We start from the raw sequence: 2,156 nt of genomic DNA, 5'->3' as shown, positions 1-2,156 counted from the left end.
GGCGGGGACGGACGCGCCAACAGTAGCGACACGCGGCGGGCCCCCGCCAACACCCCAGCGAGGGCCCGCCCTGCGAAACGATCAAAGGGACGAGGACGGTCAGAACGCCGCTTCGGGCAGCTCCATCACGTCCAGATCGGTGGCCTCGGCGATGGCGCGCTCGGACGCCAGCCGGGGCAGGACGGTCCGGCAGAAGAACTGCGCGGCCGCGACCTTGCCCGTGTAGAACGCCTCGTCCGGGCCGGAGACGTCGCCGCCGCCGAGCGCGGTGAGCGCGATCTCGGCCTGGCGGCAGAGCAGCCAGCCGACGATGAGGTCGCCGAGCGCGAGCAGCAGCCGGGACGTGTTGAGCCCGACCTTGTACAGCTCCTTCGGGTTCTCCATCGAGCCGAGCGCCCAGCCGACCATCGGGTCGATGATGCCCTGCACGTCGTCCAGCGCCCGGCCGAGCAGGGCCCGCTCGTTCTTGAGCCGCCCGTTGCCGGCGTCGGAGCCGGCGAACGCCCTGATCTCCCCGGCGAGCACCTTCAGCGCCTCGCCGTTGTCCCGGAGGATCTTGCGGAAGAACAGGTCCTGGCCCTGGATGGCGGTGGTGCCCTCGTACAGAGTGTCGATCTTGGAGTCGCGGATGTACTGCTCGACCGGGTAGTCCTGCAGGAAGCCGGAGCCGCCGAGCGTCTGCAGCGACTCGGCGCCGAGCAGCGCGTACGCCCGCTCGGACCCGAAGCCCTTCACGATCGGCAGCAGCAGGTCGTTGACCTTCTCGGCGGTCTCGTCCTTGCGGCCCTCGTGCTCGGCGATCTGCACGGCGTCCTGGTAGGACGAGGTGAGCAGCACCAGCGCCCGCATGCCCTCCGCGTACGCCTTCTGCGTCATGAGGCTGCGCCGGACGTCCGGGTGGTGGGTGATCGTCACGCGCGGGGCGGTCTTGTCGGTCATCTGCGTCATGTCCGCACCCTGGACGCGCTCCTTCGCGTACTCCAGCGCGTTCAGGTAGCCGGTCGACAGGGTGGCGATGGCCTTCGTCCCGACCATCATCCGGGCGTACTCGATGACGAGGAACATCTGCTTGATGCCCTCGTGCACGTCGCCGACCAGGTAGCCGACCGCGGGCTGCTTCTCGCCGAAGGTCAGCTCGCAGGTCGTGGAGACCTTGAGGCCCATCTTCTTCTCGACGTTCGTCACGTAGACGCCGTTGCGCCCGCCCAGCTCCCCGGACTCCAGATCGACCAGGTACTTGGGGACGAGGAACATCGACAGCCCCTTGGTGCCGGGCCCCGCGCCCTCGGGACGGGCCAGCACCAGGTGGAAGATGTTCTCCGCCATGTCGTGCTCGGCCGAGGTGATGAAGCGCTTGACGCCCTCGATGTGCCAGGTGCCGTCCGGCTGCTGGACGGCCTTGGCCCGGCCCGCGCCGACGTCCGACCCGGCGTCCGGCTCGGTCAGCACCATCGTGGCGCCCCACTGCCGCTCAAGGGCCAGCTCGGCGAACCGCTTCTGCTCCGGCGTGCCGATGTGCCACAGGATCTGCGCGAAGCCGGGACCGGACGCGAACATGTAGACCGCCGGGTTCGCGCCGAGCACCTGCTCGGCGACCGCCCAGATCAGGGAGCGCGGGGCGCGGCTGCCGCCGAGCTCGGGCACGAGGTCGAGCCGGTACCACTCGGCGTCCATCCACGCCTTGAAGGACTTCTTGAAACCGTCCGGCATGGCGACGGCGCCGGTGGCGGGGTCGAACACCGGCGGGTGGCGGTCGGCGTCCTCGAAGGACTCGGCGATCGGGCCCTCGGCCAGCCTGGCGACCTCGTCGAGGACGCTGCGGGCGGTGTCCTCGTCGAAGTCCTCGTACGGGCCGGAGCCGAGAAGGTCCTGGCGCCTGAACACCTCGAAGAGGTTGAACTCCAGGTCGCGGAGGTTGCTCTTGTAGTGCCCCATCCGAGCCTCCGTCTCGTCCTGCGGACCCCCGGCGGCACCGGTCCCGCTGCGTTTACTGGTCAGTAACCCACCCTCATGCTACCCGCTGGTAACCGCTACGGAACACCCCCCGTCCTCCGGCCCCCACCCATCCGCCAATCAAACGGCGAGCGCCACTTGGCCCGCGGGGGTTCGGTGGGAAGATCGTGTGGACGATCACACCGCGAGCGCGGACCACCCCG

General features: G+C 69.7%; 1 protein-coding gene. It reads right to left on the bottom strand.

Translation table 11 applies throughout. The features are described from left to right. Window positions 1-99 precede the first annotated feature (99 nt). The gene (locus ETD83_RS41450; protein ID WP_138650705.1) at window positions 100-1,935 is read right to left on the bottom strand and encodes an acyl-CoA dehydrogenase; all 1,836 of its coding nucleotides are present in this window, start codon (window positions 1,933-1,935) and stop codon (window positions 100-102) included. Window positions 1,936-2,156 lie beyond the last annotated feature (221 nt).

The organism is Actinomadura soli (assembly GCF_005889715.1).
Classification (GTDB): domain Bacteria; phylum Actinomycetota; class Actinomycetes; order Streptosporangiales; family Streptosporangiaceae; genus Spirillospora; species Spirillospora soli.
This window is presented reverse-complemented; position numbering and strand designations above follow the sequence as displayed.

Bases quoted from the DNA above. Each gene is read 5' to 3' on its own strand.
- ETD83_RS41450 (WP_138650705.1), bottom strand. From the start codon at position 1,935: ATGGGGCACTACAAGAGCAACCTCCGCGACCTGGAGTTCAACCTCTTC.